Origin of the sequence: Hydrotalea sp. AMD (genome assembly GCF_004100315.1) — a bacterium.
Classification (GTDB): Bacteria; Bacteroidota; Bacteroidia; order Chitinophagales; family Chitinophagaceae; genus Hydrotalea; species Hydrotalea flava.
The window spans coordinates 123,606-142,523 of record NZ_SCKY01000008.1 but is presented as its reverse complement, the minus strand read 5'-3'; the positions used below and the strand labels follow the sequence as shown (position 1 = coordinate 142,523).

The following is an 18,918-nucleotide window of genomic DNA, read 5'->3' as shown; positions in this document are numbered from 1 at the left end:
TTGATTAAAAAATCAGAAAAATTTTTTGTACTTTGATACTGGTTAATCAATTAAAGTTATTTTGTCCCTTCTCCTCATAAAATACCCGCATAATATACCAGGCTTTCTTTTTATATCCCTTATCCGATAATAATCCTTTTCTGTTCCAGCCTTGCTGATACACGGGTTGTAGCCGACTGGGCGAACGAAAATCGGCCAATACCCAGGGTGTGGTGCCACATAAAAAGGGTATATTTTTAAACATAGCTACCTGATCTTTATACAATTGCTCCTGATATTCTTCACTCCAACTACTGGCGGTATCTTTTGAACCATGATGGCCATATAATGCTTCACCTCCAAATTCCGACATAATCAGAGGTTTATTGAATGGGTTTTTCCAAACCATGTTATTTGGTGGCGCAGGCCATGGTGTGTACCAGCCAATGTATTCATTTACACCTACTACATCTAATACTTTACTAAGGCTGTCATCAATGGTAACGGTATTGCCTTTGTAAGCAACATGATTGAAGGCTGAAGTAATGAGCCGGGTAGGGTCTAATGCTCTTGCATGTGCTGCCATTGCGGTTAAAGTGGTATCTCTGCTTTCAGAGGAGGTTGTTTCATTAGATAAGCTCCATAGTATAATGGCACTGCGGTTTTTATCGCGTTCTATCATTTCATCCAACAACCGGTTGGCTTTGGCTAATATAACAGGGTTACTAAATTGTATGCCCTGCCAAAGCGGAATCTCTTCCCATAACAATATGCCCATTTTGTCGGCCATCCGCACCATGTGTTCATTGTGCGGATAGTGGGTTAACCGTACAAAATTGCAACCCAGTTCCTTTGCCCAACCCAATAGCATGGCGGCATCTGTTTCAGAATAAGCCCTGCCGGCACGTTGTGGTATTTGTTCATGAATATTAATGCCGCGTAAAAATATCGGCTGTTCATTTAATACAATTTCGGTGCCTTTTACTGCAATAGTTCTAAAGCCAATGGCTTCTACAACAGTATCTGTGGCTGTAGCAATTTGAACAGTATATAAATGCGGATGTTCGGGGCTCCATAATGCAGGATGTGCTGCAATACTGATATTGGCCCTGCCTGCTGCATTGGTTTGGGTAGTGTAATGTATGTGTAAATCAGGAATATGAATGCTTACTTTTTGCAGGCCATTGCTTCCTGCAACCTGTACCCAGCCTGCTATATGGCTAGTATCATTTTTTTGCAATTGAATAAAATAATCCTGAATATAATTGCCCGGTGTAGTTACCAAATCTACATCACGGGTAATGCCGCCATAATTCCACCAATCGTAGTTCAATGCAGGAATGGCATCTGCCCTGCGTTGATTATTCACCCGAACAATTACCTCGTTTTCGCCCGCTTTTAACAAGTGCGTTACATCAAACTGAAAGGGGGTAAACCCACCTTCATGGCTACCGGCTTTTTGTCCGTTGCAATACACATCTGCTATATAATTGGCCCCGCCAAAACAAAGAAAACTGCGCTGGCCGGGCTGCGGTTGGTATTGAAAAGTTTTTTTATACCATACTGTTCCTTCATAATACACCAAATCGTTGCGTTGCGAATTCCAGTCGCCAGGCACCTGTAATGTAATGGTATTGTCAAATGCATATTCAAAAAAATCATGCGCACCGGTAGCATGCTGGTCTTTCCAAATGGGTTTCCAATTGCTTTCTCCTACATTAAACGGGTCTACAATAACCGCCCAGCTTCCGTTTAAGCTTTGGGTATTCCTTCCGGCCACATTCGCTACCAACCATTGTGCCTGAACTACTAAGGCTAACATCATGCCAAGAAAAAATAGCGTTAATTTTTTGAGTAGCATGTTTCTAAAATGGAATAACATGATAAAAAGTTGTGAGGTTTAAAAAATAGTGTATTCAATTGTTTTTGTGCAATCAGTGGGTCATCTACTATAACAGCCTCAACTGTTTATTGTGCCGTTCATCAAACATTAAATGCTGCCCATCAGATAAATCAGTAATAAAATGCTCACTAAAAAAATACCAATGGTTAATATACTCACTAAGCGCGATGAGTGGCGATACTGCCCATTGATTAACTGCTTTTCTATTTTCTTGTAACGTACATACGACAACAATAATATCCCTGCGCCAACTGCTACCAGCACTATACCAATGATGCCTGAAGAGCTACCTGTTGGGGCAGGGGCTGATTTGCCCAAAATGAGTGAAATTTGTTTGACAAACAGGCTAAATTTTACTACTACAAAACCAAAAGCCATAATGCCAATACTGGTGCGTATCCAGGATAGAAACGTTCTTTCATTGGCCAGATGGTCGGATGTATTTGAGGTTGATGTGGTTGGTTGCATATGTTTTTATATTCAAAAAGTGCGATACTTTCTATGTCTGAATAAAAATGAAATGAAAACCTATGAAGTAGCCTTTCAATTTTTTTAGTTCGTATAACTAAAAAAACAAGCTTCAAGTTACAACAATCTATTCTTTGTTGCAGCACAAATTTGATATAGGGCTTGTTGGATGGCCGATAAAATAACTATGATTGAGTAGGGAATAAAAACTGCCATTTCTTAAATATTACAAAATAGTTGATGGATGGATAGTTTGACAAAAGTTGGGCTTCACCTATCTATCTCTATGAAAAAAATCTTCAAATACTATGATTAGCCACTTATTATTCGTGCCAATATAATATAGTTAGGTTTATTAGTGGCTTATGAGCAGCTAATCTCCGACTTATCAAAACATTTTTCCTTTATAATTATCCTTTTTTTATGGTAAGGCATTTTACAAGTGTATGTTCGCGCTTATAAAACACATTATTTTAACCTTCATTTTCATCTATTTTGCCTTGTTTAATCGTTTAATGGCCAGATTGGAATGGGATAATTTCTTTTTTTGGGTACCAATATGTATTTTTATTTAGTTGTGGTTACCTTTTTTAACAGCAGTCTAATCCAATATAATTATGACCAATAACCAAAAGATTTGGCCGGTATTTTCATTTTATGCCAACAACTTTTTTTTATTCATGTATTATAGTATTATAGCCAATTTTGGTATGTTAATCAGCAAAACATACCTTCCATTGGTGGTAATTGATTTGCGTATGGGATGTTTTACTGCTGCCGGGGAAACAAAGTTTTCATTGGCTATTTTTACACATATTGAGTTTAAAAATGTTCTTTACCAGTAAAAAATGAAGTAGTCTAAAATATCCGTAGGATAGAACAATGAAAAGCATCCCGGATATTTTGGTTTAATTATTGAGTGGAAGGGTTGTACATATATTAATAAACGCAAAAAAAATGTTTCCAAACGAGGCAGAACAGTTATTACATTTTGGAACCTGGGAATTTAATCTGGTTACGCAAGCCATGGTTTGGTCAGATGGCATATATCGTATTTTAGGTTATGAGCCGGATGAATTTGAATTGAATTTTGATAAAGTAATGTCTTTGATTCATCCTGACGATAGGCAGGCATCACTGGAGCAAATCCAGGCTACTATTGCAAGCGGGCAACCTTATTCCATGCAAAAGCGCTTCATTCATAAAAACAATCAAATCATTATTGTCCTGTCTGTCGGTAAATTGGTATACGATGCAACCGGAAAAAACTTACAATTATGTGGCATTTTTCAGGATATTACCCAACAAATAAAAGAACTGGAACGCTTAAAATTATTAGAATCGGTTGTGGTACACACCAACGATGCAGTCATTATAACAGAAGCAGAACCTATAGATGCTCCCGGACCGAAAATCTTATATGTCAATGCTGCATTTACCCAAATGACGGGCTATACGGCAGATGAGGTATTGGGTAAATCACCCCGTATTTTGCAAGGCCCCAATACCGATAAAACAGAACTGGTAAAGTTAAAAAAGGCACTAAAAAGCTGGCAATCTTGCGAAATAACGGTATTGAACTATAAAAAAAACGGACAACCTTTTTGGTGTAATATGCAAATAAAGCCTATTGCCAATGCACAAGGCTGGTTTACCCAATGGATTGCAGTGGAGCGGGATGTTACTGAACAAAGAAAATTACAAACGCTGTTAGATGAATCGAATGAACTGGCCCAAATAGGTAGTTTTGAAATAGATGTAATAAATAATAAAGTTTACTGGTCGCCTATAACCAAACAAATTCGCGAAGTGCCCCCCGATTACGAACCCGATTTACAAACCGGCATAAGCTATTTTAACGGCGAAAAAAATCAATCTGTTATTGCGCAACGGGTATACAATTGTATTGAAAAAGGAACACCCTGGGATGAAGAATTGGAAATTATTACCCAGAAAGGCAACCCCAAATGGGTAAGAACCATTGGCCGTGGCGAGTTTCAGAATGGAAAGTGCGTTCGGGTGTATGGCAGTTTTCAGGATATTGATAAACGAAAACGAACAGAACAAGAATTGTTGAAATTGTATGAAGAAAGAAACACTATTTTAGAAAGTATTGGTGATGGTTTCTTTGCTGTGAATGCAAAGTGGGAAGTGCTTTATTGGAACAAAATGGCCGAAAAGTTGCTAAAAGTGCCTAAAACCCAAATAGTAGGTAAAAATTTATGGGATTTATTTTCCGATTATAAAGATTCACCTTCCTGGCACAATTATCATAAAGCATTTGCTGAACAACAATCTGTTCATTTTGAAGATTTTCATTACGGATTACAGAAGTGGTTTGATATTAGTGTTTATCCAACTTCAAAAGGGCTCTCGGTTTATTTTAGAGATATTACCCAATCTAAAATAGCACAACAGGCTATTGCTTTAAGCAATGAACGTTACGATTTACTTTCCAAAGCTACCAACGATTGTATATGGGATTGGGATTTGGAAAAAAATATAGTGGTACGCCCCGGTAAAATATTAGAGCAATTATTGGGCTATGAACCCCTCTCACCGGAGGAGGTAGACCCATTTTGGGCATTGCATGTGCATCCCGAAGATTGGAAGCGGATAAGTGACGAACGTGCTGCATTGTATCAAAACCCTAATGAAAACTTTTGGGAAGATGAATACCGTTTCAAAAAGCCCGACGGGCAATATGCTATCATATATGACAGGGGCTTTATCATCAGAAATAAAGAAGGGAAAGCCATTCGTATCATTGGGGCATCTCGCGATATAACCCGCGAAAAAGAACATACCAATGAAATTAAACGCATACAACATAATTTAGATGCACTCATCAATGCTACTAATGATTTTATCTGGTCGGTTGATGTAAACTTAAAATTGATTGCTGCCAATAATACCTATAGCCGCTTTATTGAAGGCATGGAAGGATTTGCACCTAAAGAAGGCGATGACGTTATCCGGTCATCTTTTAGTGATGCCATGAAACAAAAATGGGAATTACTGTACCGGCGTGCCTTAAAAGGTGAAGCATTTAGTTTTGAAGAATCAGTAACTCACCCAATTACAGGTAATCTGATTTATACTTTGGTATCATTAACCCCTATAAAAAAAGCCAATGGCGAAATAACTGGCATAGCTTGTTATGCCAAAGATATATCAGAAGTGAAAAAAGCCGGCATACAATTAGAATTGTTGAATGAAGATTTGAAAAAACAGGCTGTTGCTTTAGCCGCATCCAATGCTGAATTAGAACAGTTTGCCTATGTAGCGTCACACGATTTGCAGGAACCTTTAAGAATGGTTACCAGCTTTTTAACCCATTTAGAAAAAAAATATGCCAAACAATTAGATGAACAGGCTAAAATATACATTCACTTTGCAGTAGATGGTGCCAGGCGTATGCGGCAAATTATTTTAGATTTATTGGAATACTCACGTGTTGGGCGGATGAAACAAAAAGCAGAATCAATTTCAGTAAAATCATTGATAGATGAAATTAAACTATTGTACCGAGAGCAAATTGAACAGAAACAGGCGATGATTCTGTACAGCCATTTACCGGTATTGTTTCAGCCAAAAGCACCCATGAGGCAGGTATTTTTAAACCTCATTCAGAATGCACTAAAATACAGTAAAGAATCTGTTCCGCCGGTTATCCGTATACATGCTACCAATATGGATAGGTTCTGGCAATTTAGTATACAGGATAACGGAATAGGCATTGATGCAAATTATTTTGATCAAATATTCATCATCTTCCAACGTTTGCATAACCGCGATGAATATGATGGCAGTGGTATGGGTTTGGCCATCACCAAAAAAATTATTGAAAATATGGGGGGATCTATTTGGTTAACATCAAAACCTGGAGAAGGTAGTATTTTTTATTTTACCATTCCTAAATCGGCTTTGCAGTCAAATGATAATTAGAAAATGTGTTTGGTAGGTTAACAGTTTTTGAATAATGAAATAACAACCTTACCAATGGCAAGGGTATTGATGAACAAAACCTGAACACATGAAACCCATCAACATCTTATTGTTAGAAGACAATGAAGGCGATAATGTGTTAACGATGGAAGCTCTTCGGGAAGGTAAAATCAGTAATACTATTTCGGTGTTGCGTGATGGTGAGCCGGCCATTCATTTTTTTGAATACGGATTACTAGAAGACTTTCCTGATTTAATTTTATTAGATATTAACCTGCCCAAAAAAACGGGCATCAGGTATTAAAATTCATTAAAAATACAGAACGTACCAAACAAATACTCGTAATTATGCTCACCACATCTGCTTTAGAAGCAGATATTAAAAGCACATACCGCAAATATGCCAATTGTTATATTATAAAACCCATTGAAATAGCAGATTTTATGGCTGCTGTATTGAAAATAAAAGATTTCTGGATTAATTTGGTGCAATTGCCTGCGCAGATGGGTTAAGCAATGCTGTTTCATAACAGCACAAACGGGAAATAGGGTACTGTTTTTTTCTAAAAAAAGGGAATGATGTAATTTGTAGTGGTTAAAATAGCATAAATGTTTTGGTTATTACCACTCCAATTTTTTTATAGGCCATTCATAAGCAATATACAATGGATAAAAAAAATACGAAGCCTTTAACCGATTTAACTGCTCGAGAAAAATTATTGTTGGCACAAACCGAGGAATTGGCCAAAACCGGAAGTTGGGAATTAAATCTGGTTACCAATGTTTTGTATTGGAGCGATGGTGTATTTAAAATATTAGAATATGAACCACAGGCATTTGAAGTAACATTTGATAAAGGGATAGAAATGATTCATCCCGATGATCGGCAAGATGCCTTACATGCCATACAGGAAGCTATTGAAAACAGTAATCCCTATCAAATCGAAAAGCGATTTGTTACTAAAAATGGTCATATAAAATACATACGTTCTACAGGAAGAATATTATTCGATGAAAAGACTACCCCTATAAAAATGGTGGGTGTGTTTCAAGATATAACTGCCACTGTGTTGGCAGAAAATATATTGAAGGAAACCAATGAACGGTTGGAGATGGTTTTGCAGGCGGGCTACGAAAGTGTTTGGGATTACAACCCGTTAACCCATGCAATGTATTTAAGCGAAGATTTTGCTAGGAACTTTGGATTGCCTAATCAGGAAACAGTAAGTAATAATGATTACTTCAATTCATTGTATCATCCTGAGGAGCGAGAGGAAATTTTTAGCGATTTCAGGCAGAAAGTATTTCATACCAACGAAACCAACTGGCTCAAAGAATTTCGTTTTAAAAAAGCAAATGGAGAATATGCCTTTGTTCGCGACAGGGCAATCATTAAAAGAAATGAAGCCGGTGTGGCCATCAGAGTAGTAGGCGCTATTCAGGATATGACAGTGGAGCATTATTACCGTGAATTGGATAGAATTGAAAAAGAAGCAATGACGCTCAGTTTTCGGGAAGATATAATGGTGCCGGATTTGCTTTCAAAGTTTTTATTGCAGTTGGAATCTGTTTTTCCTAACCTCAAAGCATCTGTATTAAGGGTATTAGATGGCAAGCTATTCAATATGGCTTCGCCTTCTTTGCCGGAGGCCTATATTGCCACCATCAATGGCATGGCCATTGGCGATGAATCGGGCGTACACACAAATGCCGCTACTGCTCAAAACAAAACAACTGCTACTCACCAGCTTACTGAGGCGCGCTGGGCAAATTTTACCGGTTTGGCACAGCAATTCGGTTTGGGCTCTTGTTGGGCGCAGCCGGTATTAAATGCCAAAGGGAAACCTATTGCAAACTTATTGGTATATTTTGATAGTAATAAGGGAGTAACGAATATTGAAGCACAAGCCATTAGCAGGGCACAACGCCTAATCAGTGTATTGCTGGTAAAGTTTGAATATCTGGAACATATTCAAAAAACGAATGAACGTTATGAGTTAATGAATAAAGCCACCAACGATGCTATGTACGATTGGGATGTTCAAAATGATGTGTTTTATTGGGGCGATAGTTTTTACCGCATTTTTGGGCATCCGAAAAAAGAACAATCTTTCCGGCTGATTGACTGGGCTATCCTGATGCATCCTTATGATGCAGAAATTCACCAGCTCGGTTGGGAAGGGTTTTTAAAAGATCCAAATCAAGATCGCTGGCAAAAAGAATTTCGCTTTAGGCGTGCTGATGGCTCTTATGCTTTTGTAGAAGAAAATGGCTATCTGGTTCGTAATAGTCAGGGCCATCCCGTTAGAATGATTGGCGTTTTACGTGATATTTCTGAATCTAAAACAACTGTTATACAACAACAGGTGGCACAGTTCTTTAAAATGCAATTAAGCTTGCAAGAGCAAATGCGCCAGGTATTGCGATACCTGGCAGAATTTGGCAGTTTTAAAACTGCAGAAATTTGGTTGCTCAATTATAATCAGGCTTTTTTGCAACTAACAGCAAGTTTTCCAGCCGATGAGCAGTCAGCTTTATTTTATACGCATGCAAGTGGCAAAAAAGCATTCAAAAGAGGAGAAGGAATTCCGGGTTTGGTTTGGGAATCAGGACAATGGCAGTTGCTAGATAATATAGATGAAAATGAGTCTTTTGTTCGCAGAGAAGCAGCCAAACGAGTCGGACTGAAATCGGCTCTGGCACTGCCCTTATTTGATTTTGATCAATTGGTTGGGGTACTCTTGTTTACCAGTAACGTCAATATTAAGCAACAAGATATTAAGCTAAAACTATATAAGCCATTAAGCCATTTTTTGGGAGCAGAAATAGTGCGCAGGCAACAGGAAGAACAACTGGAATTGTTTTTTGAAACGGCAACCGATATTTTGGCCATTGTGGCACCTAATGGCTATTTTGCAAAAGTAAATCCGGCATTTTGTGCTTTATTGGGTTATACAGAAGAAGAACTAACTACCCAGCCATTTTCAGAATTTATACACCCAGATGATTTGAAAGCAACCCAACAGGACTTTTCAGAAACCATTCTGGGTAATCAAAAATCTAATAATTTCATCAACCGCTTCCGAACCAAATCGGGAAACTATCGTTGGATTTCCTGGAACTCATCACAACCCTTTGGAGAGGATGGTCTGGTGTTTGCGTATGGCCGCGATATTACCGAAATGCAGCATCTGGAAGAATTATTGCAGTTGGCAACACAATTATCTAAAGTGGGGGCATGGGAGTTGGATCCCATACATCACAAACTGCAATGGTCTGAAATAACCAAAACCATTCATGAAGTACCGCCCGATTATCAGCCCGAGCTGGAAACAGCCATTGGTTTTTATCGTGCAGCGTATCAGGCTGTTGTCAGGGAAAAAATCAGTGAAACAATGGCTAACGGTGTACCATTTGATATACAAGCACCCATTATAACAGCCAAAGGAAATGAGCGTTGGGTGCGTGTTATTGGACAGGCAGAAATGTACAATGGCCAATGTATCCGTATGTATGGCAGTATACAGGATATTCATGACAGAAAAATGATTGAATTGCGCCTTAAAAATATTTCTGATAATGTACCCGGTGTTATTTTTCAATATCATTTAAAACCCGATGGAACAGATCAGTTGTTATATGTAAGTGAGGGTGCACATCGTATCTGGCGTGTTGCACCTGAGGAGTGTATGGCAGATATCCAAACCATTTGGAAAGGCATTATAGCCGGCGGAGATATTGAGGCAGTAAAACAATCTATTATACAATCAGCTACCCATTTAACCCCCTGGCATGCCACCTGGCGGTATGTGTTAAATGATGGAAGCCTGCGTTATCATGAAGGTTTTGGAAATCCACAAAAACTAACCGATGGTTCTATTGTGTGGGATTCAATTATTATGGATATTACTGAAAAACACAATCTGCAGGAACTTGCAAAGCGAACCTCACGAATGGCGCGAATAGGCAGTTGGGAGATGGATTTGGTAAACGATACTAACGATAGCATGTTTTGGTCGGAAATTACCCGGGAAATATTTGAAGTGCCGGATAACTATAAGCCATCTGCTTCAAAATGTATTCAATTCTTTAAAGGGGATAGCAGAATGAAATTAGAACAGGCAGTGCAGCAACTCATACAACATGCAACAGAGTTTGATGAGGAATTTTTTATTACTACTTATACAAACAAGTCAAGATGGGTACGTTGTATTGGCCGTTCAGAATGGACTATGGGAAAATGCGTTAAAATTTTTGGCAGTATTCAGGATATTCATGCCCAAAAAACGGCAGAACAATTGCTGCAACAGCACGTGCATGAATTAGCCATTAGTAATCGGGAACTGGAGCAGTTTGCCTATGTAGCTTCACACGATTTACAGGAGCCGTTACGTATGGTTACCAGTTTTTTAGGTTTTTTGGAACAAAAATATAAAGACAGGTTAGATGATCAGGCAAAACAATACATTGGCTTTGCAGTAAATGGCGCCAAAAGAATGCGGCAATTAATATTAGATGTACTGGAACTTTCAAGAGTAGGAAAAAGTAGGGCAAAAAAAGAGAAAATTGATATGAATGCGCTGATGGAAGAAGTGTGTATAATGCAAAGAGTACAAATTGAAGAAACCAGTGCTATAATAAAAATTCATGCTTTGCCGGAATTGAACAATTACCGCAACAGTTTGTTACAGGTGTTTAATAATCTGCTGAACAATGCAATAAAATATCGAAAAAAAGATATTATTCCAGTTATTGATATTACTGCAACCCAAGAAAAAAACGGTTGGCTATTTGCTGTTACTGATAATGGAATTGGCATAGAGCAGGAATATTTAGAACAAATATTTGCTATTTTTCAAAGGCTGCATACGCACGAAAATTATTCTGGCACAGGAATTGGGTTGGCCATTGTAAAAAAAATAGTAGAACATTTAGGAGGAAAAATATGGGCCACATCTACCCCCGGTATCGGCAGTACTTTTTATTGCTGGCTGCCGGAAGCGGAAAGTTTATCTGATTCAATATTTTAATTGCCCATTCGTATCTTACACTTAATCAGTAAATTCAATGATAGAATTGTTGGAATGAATCCTTTATAAAAAAACCGGTAAACTATATTCATCCTGGTTAACAATACAAAATAAATATAAAGTATGATATATGCTGATGTTATATATTTCATATATTTACCTTACATAAATTCAGCCCAATGAAAAATTTGCATTTGTTGTTGGTAGAAGATAATGAAGGAGATGTATTGTTAACCACCGAAGCCTTGCGTTCGGGTAAAGTAATCAATCAGATTAGTGTTGCCAAAGATGGCAAAGCGGCGATTGATTTTTTAACCCGCGAAGAGGCTCTGTTCAACAATAATTTGCCCGATTTAATATTGCTGGATATCAACCTGCCAAAAAAAAGCGGGCATCAGGTATTGCAATTCATTAAAAATACCGATTACTTAAAACAAATACCGGTTATTATGCTCACTACCTCTTCATCTGATACAGATGTGGAATTGGCCTACAAAAACTATGTAAATTGCTATATTACCAAGCCCGTCGAAGTGCAGGAATTTATGAATGCAGTACGTGAAATTGAAAATTTTTGGATGAATATTGTAACGCTCCCGGAATAAATAAGAAGAAACCTATGCAGAAGCACACAAAATCAGTTACATTATTGGTGATAGAAGATAATTCCGGCGATTATTTATTGCTGGATGAATACTTACGGGAGCGCTTTGACGAAGTAACGGTTACAAGAGCTATTACCTGTAAAGAAGCTTCGGCTTTATTACAACAACAACATGTATTTCAGGTGGTCTTGCTCGATTTATCATTGCCCGATAAAACTGGTGAAGCATTGGTAAAAGAAATCATGGCCATAGCCGGGGATACACCAGTTATTGTATTAACGGGATATGCCGACATCGAATTTAGTATTACATCCCTTTCATTTGGTATTGCCGATTATTTATTGAAAGATGACTTACAAGCCGATGTTATTTACAAAAGCATTGTTTATGCTATTGAACGTAAAAAAGTATTAAGCCTTTTACAGGAATCTGAAAAAAAATACAGTAATCTGTTTCAGTTAAGTCCGCAACCCATGTGGGTATATCAACCCAACACGCTTGAAATATTAGAAGTGAACAATGCAGCCGAAGTTGTTTATGGATATAGCAGAGATAATTTTTTGAAACTGCATATACCCGATATTTTTTTGGGGAATGAATTTGCAAAATTTGCTTCGGCTAATATACCGAATGCATCTCTGGAAAATAAATTGGATGCTCCAGTGGTAATTAGTCACCGTAAAAGAAATGGAGAAATCATACTGGTGAATATCCTTACTTCCGGTATTGAATATAATGGTATCAACTGCGCATTAATGGTAGCACACGATGTAACAGAACAAACCTTACTCAAACGCTCCTTAGAAGAAGCTTATGCCAATATTGTTTCGGTAGAAGAACAGGAAAGGGAACGTTTTGCCGCTGATATACACGACGGAGTAACACAAAATTTAATTGCATTAAAAGTCTATTTTTCTTTCCTGAAAAAAAGCATGGAAAAAGAAAATAATGTAATTACAGAAAATATTGTAGACTTATTAGAAAAATCTATTCGTGATTGTAAAGACATTGTGAGCAATATAAGGCCAAAGGAGTTAATTGATAAAGGATTATTTGCCGGATTAACAACACTTGTGCAAAATGTGGCCGAGGCCAGCGCTATTCATATTGATACGCATGTTGATTTGTCGTTAGAACATTATTTTGATTTTAATGCACAATTAAATATTTACCGGATTATACAGGAGTGTATCAACAATCTGTTAAAGCATGCACAGGCAACTGCAGCCGTACTATCTATAACCCGTGAAGACACACACATGAAAATTGTTTTTTCCGATAACGGAAAAGGCATTGCTGAAGAAGTATTAACCCGGCAAAGTAGTTTTCTTTCCATGAAAAGAAGAACGGCTGTTTTAAATGGCCGGTTTCAGGTACAGAACAATAAAAATATGGGGGCGCAGTTTACTTTTCTTTTTCCTTTAAAAAATATACCCCATTCTTCGCGTTCATTTTAATGAATATGGGTATTAAAGAAATACACTAATGAAATGGGTTCTTGTTTTGTATGCATCATTCATTTATTATATGGAATTATTGTTGTCCGACTAAAATTGTAAAATAATGGTTCAAACCCTTTGCAGAACCATATTTCAGCCGCTTTCAAAAGATGGGGTACTCCCTCCAATTTTGAAACAATCATTTTTTAGCCTGTAATTCTTTACAGCAAAGGATCACAGCGATTTTTACGTTAAGTTTTGCCGGACAATAATGATATGGAATGATTCTTTTTTCTAAATAATGCTGCAAATGAGACCAACATCCAGGTAGCTTCTAAAATAATAAAGGGCAGATAATGAATCAATATACTGGCTAAACAGGAAAGCCCGGCTCCTACAATATTCATCCAGACATACCATACACTATCTTTTCCAATAAGGTTACGCAATTGTAGCAAATAGGCTATTAATAAAATGCAAACGCCACTAAAGCCAATCCAGTCATTTACATTAATAAAATTAGTCATAAGTATTATTTTGCAGGTACTATCCATTCCACTTCACCAAAACCAAAGCTTTGGATAAAAGCATTACCGGTGAGCAAATTACCACGCTCATCAACACCTTGAATAGTGGTATCAAAAACAGCATTATTTTTTTTCAATTTTACGGTTGTTCCTTTTTTGTACAGGCTTTTATTGTATTGTAGTAATATTTCTCTAAGGGCGCCTGCTTGTAATAATTGATAATAATGGTTCAGATATTTGCACAATTCTTTTGCTAATTCCAAACAATTCAACCTTTTACCGGTAATCTGTTTTAAAGAAACGGGGTTGGGCAACCAATCTGGAAAATGGATTTGATTGATGTTTAAACCAATGCCCACCACTGCCCATTGCCAGCTGCCATTCCCGGAAATGATATTTTCAATTAAAATACCACCTGCCTTCCTGTCATTCCAGTAAATGTCATTTGGCCATTTTATGACAGTTTCATTTGCTGTATAATTGTTAAAAAAACTTTGTACAGCCAATGCCATTGCCGCACTAAAAACAAATTGTTGGTGCAATGGCAGAAATTCGGTTTGTACAATAATTGATAAAATCAGGTTGCTATTGGGTTCGGTTATCCAGGCTTTGCCTCGCTGACCTTTGCCTGCAGTTTGTGCCTGTGCAAAAACAACGGTACCATGCTCCGCCAAATTGGTCTTAATAAGGCCAAGGGCATAGTTATTGGTACTGTCAACCGTGCTGAGTTCGATCCAGCGTTGTCCAATGGCGGATATATTGCTGTTAGATGACAAAAGATTGTTACTTTTGACACAAAGATATAAACAGGCAGATGAAGCCTTTTAAAACAGTTTTTTTGCAACAGTTTTCGAAGGATTCGTAAATAGGTTGAACTGTTTTAGTTGTTCAGCTGTTTTGTATATATTCAACAAATAAACCTTTATTTCATAACTAAAATTTACCTGATTATTGGCACCTCTTTCAGCAATCAATAACCGCAAAACAAACAAAGTTTCCCGGCTTAACAGAAACTCAAAAATTTTTAAAACCATTATTGGGGCTATTCAGGAAAAGAAGGGCGTACATGTTACCAGTTTAGACCTGCGTAATATACCCGAAGCAGTTGCAGATTTTTTTGTAATATGTGAAGCTATCAGTACCACACAGGTAAAAGCAATAGCCGAATTTGTTACATTTCAGGTAAAAGAAGTATGTAACGAATTGCCTTACAGGCAGGAAGGAACCCAACAGGCACATTGGATATTGGTGGATTATGTGAGTATAGTGGTGCACATTATGCAACCTGATGCCAGAAAATTTTACCAGTTGGAAGAAATGTGGAGCGATGCGGAAGCAACGGCTCACAGCGAAGTTTAACCCTAATATTTTTATAGAGAAACACTTAAAATTGAAGCGCAATTTATATGGCACAAGAAGATAATAAACCCAAATTCCCATTTACAGATAAAGGGGGTGATGGTAGTTCGAATAAAAAAACACCCAAATTCAATATTTATTGGATTTATTTAATTGTTTTCGCTGTATTAATCGGCTCTACTTTTTGGGGCAGGTTTACGCCTGAATCAGCTAAAATCAGCCAGCAGGATATGGAACAAAATATGCTGGCCAAAGGTGATATAGAAAAATTAGACCTGGTACGTAATAAAGAATTGGTGAGGGTATACATTAAACCCGATAGCCTGAGCAAACCATTTTATACCGAAAAGTTTAAGCGAAAACTGAATCCCGCCGACTTCAAAAATGTTCCGGTATTTGAATTTAAAGTAACCGACTGGAAAGTGTTTAACGACCAGATGGACCAATTCTATAAAACCCATCCGGAAGTACAACAAGTGCCCACCTACCCAACAGATGATGCCGACTGGTTTGGCGGTCCTATTTTCAGTACCCTCATTTCAATGGCATTGGTAATTGGAGTATGGATTTTATTTATGCGTAAAATGGGTGGCGGCGCTGGTGGTGGCGGTGGCGCCGGCGGTATTTTCAGCATTGGAAAATCAAAAGCCACTTTGTTCGATAAAGGTGCCAAAGTAAATATCAACTTTGGTGATGTAGCCGGGTTGGATGAGGCCAAAGTAGAAGTAATGGAAATTGTTGATTTCCTTAAAAATCCAAAAAAGTATACAGCGCTGGGCGGTAAAATTCCAAAAGGGGCTTTGTTGATTGGCCCTCCGGGTACAGGTAAAACCTTATTGGCAAAAGCAATGGCCGGTGAAGCACAAGTGCCCTTCTTTAGCCTAAGTGGTAGCGATTTTGTAGAAATGTTTGTAGGGGTTGGTGCCAGCCGTGTTCGCGATTTGTTTAAACAAGCCCGCGAAAAAGCCCCCTGTATTATTTTTATTGATGAAATAGATGCCATTGGCCGTGCCAGAGGCAGAAATGCCATTATGAGTAATGATGAACGCGAAAACACACTGAACCAGCTATTGGTTGAAATGGATGGTTTTGGTGGCGATTCAGGTATCATTATTTTGGCAGCTACCAACCGGCCCGATGTATTAGACAGCGCTTTACTGCGTCCGGGTAGGTTCGATAGGCAAATTACCATCGATAAACCCGACTTAAAAGGCCGTGAAGCCATATTTAAAGTACACTTAGCACCCATTAAAGTATCTGAAACATTAGACATTTATAAATTAGCCGAGCAAACCCCGGGATTTGCAGGTGCCGATATTGCCAATGTTTGTAACGAAGCTGCATTGATTGCTGCCCGTAAAAACAAAACAGCAGTTGAAATGATTGATTTTCAAGATGCTATTGACAGGGTAATTGGTGGTTTGGAAAAGAAAAACAAAATCATTGCGCCGCATGAAAAAGAAATCATTGCCTACCATGAAGCAGGCCATGCTATTTGCGGTTGGTTTTTAGAATATGCTTACCCGTTATTAAAAGTTACCATTGTTCCCAGGGGCACTGCTGCATTGGGCTATGCACAATACACCCCCAAAGAGCAGTATTTGTACAACACCGACCAGCTAATGGATCAAATTTGTATGACGCTGGGTGGCCGTGCATCTGAGCAAATTTTCTTTGGTAAAATTTCTACCGGTGCCTCCAACGATTTGCAACAAGTAACCCGTATTGCCTATAGCATGGTTACTGTTTATGGTATGAACGATAAAATTGGAAATGTTAGTTTCTACGACCCCTCACAGGAAAATACATTTACCAAGCCTTATAGTGAGGAAACCGGTAAAATGATTGATGAGGCAGTGCGAAAAATTATTGAAGAGGCTTATCAAAAAACCATTCAGTTACTTACCGAGAAGAAAGCAGAAGTAGAAAAATTAGCCAAAGCATTGTTAGATAAAGAAGTATTGCACAAGAGCGATGTGGAAGAACTAATTGGCAAACGGCCTTTTGAAGAAAAAAAGATATTGGATAACCCAATTGAACCTGATCCTATTGGCGGGGTGCCTCCTACCAATATACCAGCCGTAAGCAGTGATGGTATTGCAGGTAATCAGGAAGCAGAACAAAAAGAAGTATAATGATGCCAATTTCTTCCGCAAAAGAAAATATGCTTAAAAAAATAAGGCAGGCACTGGTACAACCGGTGCCTGTTCCCTTTCCGCATACTGAAGGCAGCGACCCTTCGTTTTCAACGCCAAATGAAGATCTGGAATTATTGTTTGCTGAAAATTTTTCACAGTTAACAGGTAGGTTTTCTTTTTGTGCCAACCTTCAGGAACTGGTAACACAATTACAAACTTTAGTCAATGCCCGCCAATGGCCCGCTTTGTATTGTAGAGAAGATGCATGGAGTGAAATATTGCAGCAACATGGGTTTACCCATTTGCAACAAAATAATTTAGCGAACTGCCCGGCTGGTATTACCGGCTGCGAATTTTTAGTAGCTCGAACCGGAAGTATTGTGCTGAGTAGTGCACAGCAAAGTGGTAGAACGGTAAGTGTGTATATGCCGGTACATATTTGTATTGCCTACACGCACCAATTGGTGTTTGATGTAAAAGATGGATTGCAATTATTGAACAACAAATACAACGGCAATTGGCCATCGTTAGTTAGTTTTGCAACAGGCCCCAGCCGTACTGCCGATATTGAAAAAACATTAGTGGTAGGCGTACATGGTCCCAAAGAAGTGTTTTGTTTTTTGGTAGATGCCGGTTAAACATCCATTTTTTATTATCACAAACAGCATGAACGATTTCCCCAATAAAAAAATATTTTTTCTCTCCGACTTTCATTTAGGTGCACCGGATTATAACAGCAGCTTAATTAGAGAGAAGAAAATTGTTGCTTTTTTAAACAGCATACAAGCGCAAGCCGCACAAATTTTTATTATGGGTGATATTTTTGATTTTTGGTATGAATACAAAACAGTAGTACCCAAAGGCTATACCCGTTTATTGGGAAAACTGGCCGAATTAACCGATGCCGATATTCCGGTACATGTATTTGTGGGGAATCATGATATGTGGATGAAAGATTATTTTCAAAAAGAACTGAACATTCCTGTGTATTTTGAACCGAAGGTGTATGAGTGGAATGGCAAAAGCTTTTATATTGGTCATGGCGATGGCTTAGGCCCCGGCGATTATGGCTATAAATTCATCAAAAAAATTTTTCGTAATCGCTTGTGTCAGTGGTTGTTTGGGCAGTTGCATCCCACCTGGGGTATTGGCTTAGCCAATTATTTAAGCAGAAAAAGCCGCGCCAAAACAGGCAGTAGTGAGGATCATTTTTTGGGTGAAGAAAGCGAATGGCTCATTGTATATGCCAAAGAACTGTTGACAGAGCGGCATTACGATTATTTTATTTTTGGCCATCGGCATTTTCCTATTGATTATGCCTTAAACGAAAACAGCCGTTACATTAACCTCGGCGATTGGATACAATATTCTACCTATGCTGTTTTTGATGGGGCAACTGTTGCTTTGAAAAAATGGGAATAGTGGATGGGGAAAAACAGGTATTCAGGTTTTAACTGAATGATTTAATAATACTTTGTTTTAAAGTGAATGTGTTGGGTTTATAAAAATATTATCCTGAATA

Annotated in this window: 15 protein-coding genes; 11 read left to right on the top strand and 4 right to left on the bottom strand. The window is 38.1% G+C overall.

Features of this window, described 5'->3' with window-relative positions; genetic code table 11:
• Positions 1-46: 46 nt before the first annotated feature.
• Together EO766_RS07915 and EO766_RS07910 are read right to left on the bottom strand one after the other, a co-directional pair.
• The gene (locus EO766_RS07915; RefSeq protein ID WP_287100839.1) at positions 47-1,804 is read right to left on the bottom strand and encodes a glycoside hydrolase family 2 protein; all 1,758 of its coding nucleotides are present in this window, start codon (positions 1,802-1,804) and stop codon (positions 47-49) included.
• A 165-nt stretch (positions 1,805-1,969) separates the two neighbouring features.
• A complete protein-coding gene (locus tag EO766_RS07910) occupies positions 1,970-2,350 on the bottom strand; it encodes a YidH family protein (RefSeq protein WP_074420806.1) in 381 nt (126 codons plus the stop codon).
• 617 nt (positions 2,351-2,967) lie between these two features.
• Between EO766_RS07910 and EO766_RS07905 the strand changes: the two genes are divergently transcribed.
• From EO766_RS07905 to EO766_RS07875, 7 genes are all read left to right on the top strand, one after another.
• Positions 2,968-3,195 carry a hypothetical protein gene (locus EO766_RS07905; protein WP_074418561.1) on the top strand — a complete coding sequence of 76 codons (228 nt, stop codon included), beginning with the start codon at positions 2,968-2,970 and terminating at the stop codon, positions 3,193-3,195.
• A 112-nt stretch (positions 3,196-3,307) separates the two neighbouring features.
• The gene (locus tag EO766_RS07900) at positions 3,308-6,298 is read left to right on the top strand and encodes a PAS domain S-box protein (RefSeq protein WP_218331092.1); all 2,991 of its coding nucleotides are present in this window, start codon (positions 3,308-3,310) and stop codon (positions 6,296-6,298) included.
• A gap of 88 nt (positions 6,299-6,386) precedes the next feature.
• Entirely contained in the window at positions 6,387-6,602 is a 216-nt protein-coding gene (locus EO766_RS07895) for a response regulator (RefSeq protein WP_218331093.1), read from the top strand.
• A gap of 44 nt (positions 6,603-6,646) precedes the next feature.
• A complete protein-coding gene (locus EO766_RS07890) occupies positions 6,647-6,811 on the top strand; it encodes a response regulator (protein WP_218331094.1) in 165 nt (54 codons plus the stop codon).
• Positions 6,812-6,963: 152 nt separating this feature from the next.
• Positions 6,964-11,328: a PAS domain-containing protein gene (locus EO766_RS07885; RefSeq protein ID WP_074420804.1), complete on the top strand. Its 4,365-nt coding sequence runs from the start codon at positions 6,964-6,966 to the stop codon at positions 11,326-11,328.
• A gap of 179 nt (positions 11,329-11,507) precedes the next feature.
• Positions 11,508-11,933 (top strand): response regulator, encoded by a 426-nt coding sequence (locus EO766_RS07880; RefSeq protein ID WP_074419084.1) that lies wholly within the window; start codon positions 11,508-11,510, stop codon positions 11,931-11,933.
• Positions 11,934-11,947: 14 nt separating this feature from the next.
• Positions 11,948-13,390, top strand: a complete 1,443-nt coding sequence (locus EO766_RS07875) for a hybrid sensor histidine kinase/response regulator (RefSeq protein ID WP_074420564.1) — start codon at positions 11,948-11,950, stop codon at positions 13,388-13,390.
• A 233-nt stretch (positions 13,391-13,623) separates the two neighbouring features.
• Here EO766_RS07875 and EO766_RS07870 read toward each other — a convergent pair whose 3' ends face one another.
• Positions 13,624-13,899 (bottom strand): CBU_0592 family membrane protein, encoded by a 276-nt coding sequence (locus tag EO766_RS07870; protein WP_074419082.1) that lies wholly within the window; start codon positions 13,897-13,899, stop codon positions 13,624-13,626.
• Between the two features lie 5 nt (positions 13,900-13,904).
• The gene (locus EO766_RS07865) at positions 13,905-14,675 is read right to left on the bottom strand and encodes a biotin--[acetyl-CoA-carboxylase] ligase (protein ID WP_245634880.1); all 771 of its coding nucleotides are present in this window, start codon (positions 14,673-14,675) and stop codon (positions 13,905-13,907) included.
• Between the two features lie 175 nt (positions 14,676-14,850).
• Between EO766_RS07865 and rsfS the strand changes: the two genes are divergently transcribed.
• Genes rsfS through EO766_RS07845 form a run of 4 tightly spaced genes read left to right on the top strand, consistent with a single transcriptional unit; the run spans position 14,851 to position 18,818 of the window.
• Positions 14,851-15,258, top strand: coding sequence for a ribosome silencing factor (gene rsfS, locus EO766_RS07860; protein WP_074419081.1), 408 nt, complete (start codon positions 14,851-14,853; stop codon positions 15,256-15,258).
• 47 nt (positions 15,259-15,305) lie between these two features.
• A complete protein-coding gene (gene ftsH, locus EO766_RS07855) occupies positions 15,306-17,393 on the top strand; it encodes an ATP-dependent zinc metalloprotease FtsH (RefSeq protein ID WP_074419080.1) in 2,088 nt (695 codons plus the stop codon).
• The gene (locus tag EO766_RS07850) at positions 17,393-18,034 is read left to right on the top strand and encodes a LutC/YkgG family protein (protein WP_245634879.1); all 642 of its coding nucleotides are present in this window, start codon (positions 17,393-17,395) and stop codon (positions 18,032-18,034) included. The genes ftsH and EO766_RS07850 overlap by 1 nt, the downstream gene beginning before the upstream one ends.
• 28 nt (positions 18,035-18,062) lie before the next feature.
• Positions 18,063-18,818: a UDP-2,3-diacylglucosamine diphosphatase gene (locus EO766_RS07845; protein WP_074419090.1), complete on the top strand. Its 756-nt coding sequence runs from the start codon at positions 18,063-18,065 to the stop codon at positions 18,816-18,818.
• Positions 18,819-18,918 lie beyond the last annotated feature (100 nt).